This window comes from Nostoc sp. MG11 (assembly GCF_014904695.1).
GTDB lineage: Bacteria > Cyanobacteriota > Cyanobacteriia > Cyanobacteriales > Nostocaceae > Komarekiella.
On the sequence record NZ_JACXXN010000126.1, the window covers coordinates 1 to 4138 of the forward strand.

Annotated in this window: 6 protein-coding genes and 1 pseudogene; 5 read left to right on the top strand and 2 right to left on the bottom strand. The window is 44.2% G+C overall.

All coding sequences use genetic code 11. The features are described from left to right. Positions 1-110: 110 nt before the first annotated feature. A complete protein-coding gene (locus tag HCR01_RS41030; protein WP_413774018.1) occupies positions 111-212 on the bottom strand; it encodes a hypothetical protein in 102 nt (33 codons plus the stop codon). A gap of 123 nt (positions 213-335) precedes the next feature. On the opposite strand from HCR01_RS41030, the gene HCR01_RS37125 reads away from it, so the two are divergent. The 5 genes and pseudogenes from HCR01_RS37125 to HCR01_RS37145 all read left to right on the top strand — a co-directional run bounded on the left by HCR01_RS37125 (position 336) and on the right by HCR01_RS37145 (position 3214). Continuing rightward, positions 336-740, top strand: coding sequence for a tyrosine-type recombinase/integrase (locus HCR01_RS37125; protein ID WP_226890062.1), 405 nt, complete (start codon positions 336-338; stop codon positions 738-740). A gap of 73 nt (positions 741-813) precedes the next feature. Continuing rightward, on the top strand, positions 814-2094 hold the full coding sequence (locus tag HCR01_RS37130) for a phthiocerol/phthiodiolone dimycocerosyl transferase family protein (RefSeq protein WP_226890063.1): 1281 nt from the start codon (positions 814-816) through the stop codon (positions 2092-2094). Positions 2095-2125: 31 nt separating this feature from the next. Continuing rightward, positions 2126-2260: pseudogene (locus tag HCR01_RS39720) on the top strand (aminoacyl-tRNA hydrolase); the annotation flags it as partial. Positions 2261-2298: 38 nt separating this feature from the next. Further along, the gene (locus HCR01_RS37140; protein ID WP_193200887.1) at positions 2299-2868 is read left to right on the top strand and encodes a hypothetical protein; all 570 of its coding nucleotides are present in this window, start codon (positions 2299-2301) and stop codon (positions 2866-2868) included. Between the two features lie 106 nt (positions 2869-2974). Next, complete coding sequence (locus HCR01_RS37145; RefSeq protein WP_193200888.1) at positions 2975-3214, top strand: hypothetical protein; 240 nt, start codon at positions 2975-2977, stop codon at positions 3212-3214. 47 nt (positions 3215-3261) lie between these two features. Here HCR01_RS37145 and HCR01_RS37150 read toward each other — a convergent pair whose 3' ends face one another. Next, positions 3262-4005 carry an AraC family transcriptional regulator gene (locus tag HCR01_RS37150; RefSeq protein WP_320073267.1) on the bottom strand — a complete coding sequence of 248 codons (744 nt, stop codon included), beginning with the start codon at positions 4003-4005 and terminating at the stop codon, positions 3262-3264. Positions 4006-4138 lie beyond the last annotated feature (133 nt).

Here is a 4138-nt window from a genome sequence, read left to right on the forward strand (position 1 = left end):
CATGATACGGTGCGTTATCAAATGAAAGCGAAGCTGAAAGTGCCGCGTGCAGTAGGTATAAAACACCAGCCCGAACCGGAAGAGGAGTTTAAAAAAAACTCCCACAATACCTAGAAGTAATTAAGAAATATGTCATACCACCAATAGATAGACTTAGGTAGGTCACACCAATTACAATCATTCTTCAGTTGATACAATACCCCATCTAAGATTTCTCTGTTGCTCCATGTTGGGGGTTTAGTTGTTTTCTTCTTGGGGGTAACAGCGGTTTAATAATCTCCCACTCTTTATCTGTCAAGCTGCTTGAATAAGGCATTTTTCCCTGATTATACTCTTTGAGCAAGATCCCAAATGGATTCTATACGATTAAGTTTCGCGGCAAAGGTGGGAAGTACCGCGAGATTGGGTTAGACCATCAGACTTCACTTGTTTTCAAGAAGTATCGGGGGATGGCTAGTGATAAGATGCCTGTGTTTGCAAATATGTCGCCTGACCCGAAAAAGCGGGGGTTGCCGTTGAGCGATCGGGCGATTAAAAGGTTGATTCAGGATATATCTGAAGTGGCGAAGTTAAAATTCTCGTGTCACTGGTTGCGGCATTCTCACGCGACAAGAGCAGTCGAGCATAAAAATGTTTTTGAAGTGCAAAACCAGTTAGGGCACAGTAAAACCGATACAACAAAGGCTTATGTCCGCACGAAGAAAGACGCGGGCACTGGTACAGTACTGCCGAGGTTTTGATAGTAAGAATTTGGGACTATATTGCAAAAATGGCTATATTTATTTAAATAACACTAAAATCCTTGTAATTGCCATGAATCGCATTCTTACAGCATCAGAACATTTGATGTGGTTGTCATACAGGAACAGCCCGGAAAATGTTACCTTGTCGGCAACCATTAAAGGGTCATTTACCATTGATTTATTAACTGAAGCTCTAGCTTGGCTAAAACTAAGGCATTCTCGGTTAAAAGTAAAAATAGTCACTCTTCATCAAAATCAGCCACAATTTTCCTTAGAAAATGTTCCGCCTATTCCACTGCGAGTAATTGAGCGACGGGGAGAAGAACATTGGTGTCGGGAGATGGTAGAAGAATTACTTTACCCTTTGAGTTGGAGCGAAGAACCCCTGCTGCGCGTATTGTTGCTGCACTCATCTGACGTTTCTAATCTAATAATTACTTTTCATCATTGCATTGGTGATGGTTTATCAGGAGCTTATCTTATCCGAGATATCTTGCAATTTATTGGTGAACCAGACAGCCCTCGTGAGCTTTTACCAGACTTGCCTCCTGTTGATGAAATTATCCCTGATATTACAAGAAATTGGGTTGAGGAAGATTTAGATAATTCGATAAAAGCAGAGTCTATATTAACAGCAACTTATCGAAATAATCATGAAGTAAATTCTTCAGAAACATTTCCACTTCGCTTGTTTCATTGGACGCTATCTTCGGCGGAAACTACCAAGCTTGTAGCTCGCTGTCGAGAAGAGAAAACTTCTGTTCACGGTGCTTTATGTGCTGCATTTCTTTTAGGGATTGCTGCTGAAATAAAATCTCAAGAAGAGATTATTCTTAGGTGTCATACCCCAGTAAATATCCGCAACTATTTGACAATTCATGTTGGCGAAAATCTGGGAGAATACATCACTCGACCAGTCACTGCTCATCGATTAAGCCAGAAGACCGATTTTTGGGATTTAGCGCGTGAAGTTAAATATAAGCTCAATCAAGTGGTAGCAGAGGGAAAGTTATTTGACGATGTACTAAAAGCAAGAGCCTTATTATCTAGTAACTCTAAAAAAGGTGAGGAAACTTCAGATGCTAGAGATATAGGAGGAATAGATATTGTAATTACTAATTTGGGGAATTTAAATATTAAACAGCAGTTTGGAAAATTACAGCTACAGGAATTTTATTTGATGGCTACGGGGACAAAATCTCTACCACTTTTTATAGGTGTAGCAACACTTCAAGAGAAGATGTGTTTTATTTGTCGTTACCAAGAGTCTCTTGTGCCTGGTACAAACGCCTACAACATAAAAAACATAGCTATGGAACAATTGCTTACAGCCCTTGTAGAGGTTGGGTAGCGAGTAGCAACAATAACGCTATATATAAGTTATGCTGCAAATTCCCAACAAAATCATCATAGACGATAGCGAAATCGAAATTAGCGCGATTCGTTCCCAAGGTGCAGGCGGTCAAAACGTTAACAAGTTGCTACTGCCATCCAATCCAACGAGCCATGTCCGATTTTGGCGCAGAAGAATCTTTTGGGCAAGCTGCCAAGGACTATGGATAGAGCGGCGGTGCGCCGAGAAGTGGAAAAAACTGCTGTGTTGGCACAGGAATATGTAGAAAAAAGACTGGATGCGACGGGGTGTGACTATTTGCAGCCACTCATAACTAGACCAGGGGTAGCACAAATATTAGTGGAACTAGATGGAAGCTATCTTCGTACAGGTAAAAAGATAATACTAGAGGGAGTCGAACTTACTCCAAAGCGACAGTTGCCAAAGTGCCAACGACAAATAGATTGGCGTGAAGTGAGAGTAGGATTAGCTCGCCCACTTCAGGAGTTGAAAAACAGGACTTATGTGGCGCGAATGGGCACTTATCCAGAGGTAGTCAGGCATTTAGTGAGTGCGGCAATTGTTCAAGGAATGTCCGTCCGAACACAAGTAATTGCTGTAGCTGATGGTGGCAATGGATTGTGTGAGGCGCTGCAAAAGCAATTTCCACGCATGACATTTATTTTAGATCGTCCACACCTCAAACAACATCTTTATGCAGGCGCAGAGGCGATAGGGCTAACTGGAAGTGTGCGGCATTCTTGGGTAAGTGACAAGCTGCAACTAAATTGATCTAGGTTTAGTTAATTTAGCCATTTGGCAACTAGGGAACTATCAAGGGCAAGGCATAAAGCGGATTACTAATTTATCACAGTACCTTCAACGGTTCTCTGATGCTGTGAGTTATGAAAAATTTCTTTCTCAAGGGTTACCGATTGGTTCAGGAGAAGTTGAGAGCGCTCATCGTTATATTCCCCAAAAGCGTTTGAAAATTCCCGGAGCAACATGGCATCCGAACACAATAAATCCTATGCTGGCTTTAAGAATCATGCGGGCTAACGACTGGTGGGAGGATTTTTGGATGAACAGTCAGCTTCTGCACACAAACCGCATAGAAGTCTCGACCCGACGATTTTAACTACATCCCAAATGTTTTAGCGATTTCTGGCAAGATGTCGGGTGTCTTTAGGAGATCGCACGAGAACTAGCAGTCTCCCTAACAGCTTCCCGTAGACGTTCCACATCGCGCATTGGTGACGCACCAAATAGCCGCTTGTACTCTCGGTTGAAGTGCGAGGCATCGTCATAACCCACCTGGTAAGCAGCACTGCTCGCGTCAAGGTTTTCCCCCAGCATCAGACGGCGAGCCTCCTGGAGACGCACTTGCTTCTGGAACTGCAAGGGACTCATTGCAGTGACAGACTTGAAGTGATGGTGGAAGCCTGAGACGCTCATTCCGATATCTCTGGCGATACTTTCAATCCGAAGCGGCTGGTTAAATTCTTTACGAAGTCGCTCGACGGCAAGAGCGATGTGGTGGGTGTAGCCACCCAGAACGGCAATATGACGAAGCCGCGCGCCTTGCTTTCCCTTCAGGAGTCGGTAAATGATTTCCCGTGCGACCAGCGGCATCAGAACACGCGCTTCGGCGGGCGTGTCCAACAGCCGAACGAGCCGGACAACGGCATCGAGCAGCGGCGCATCTAGTGGACTCACGTTGATCGCTTTGACATTGGCACGACTTTGGGATGCAGCATAGCCCGCCTCGACCACGACTGAACCGACCAGGGTGGAATCGAGATCGAGGCGAAGGCTCAGGCACGATTGCGCTTTAGATGCTTCCAGAATTTGGCTCATAATTGGCAGTTCAACCGTCGCCAATAGATAATGCATCGGGTCGTACTGATAGCGATCGCTACCCAAAAGCACTTCTTTACTGCCCTGGGCGATTACACAAAAAGCTGGGATGAATGGCACTAAGAAAAGCGGAAACGCTTACCAATTAAGCAGTTTGCAATTGTTTACGTAATTCATGCCGGGGTTTGGTCATCAAGGGGTAAAT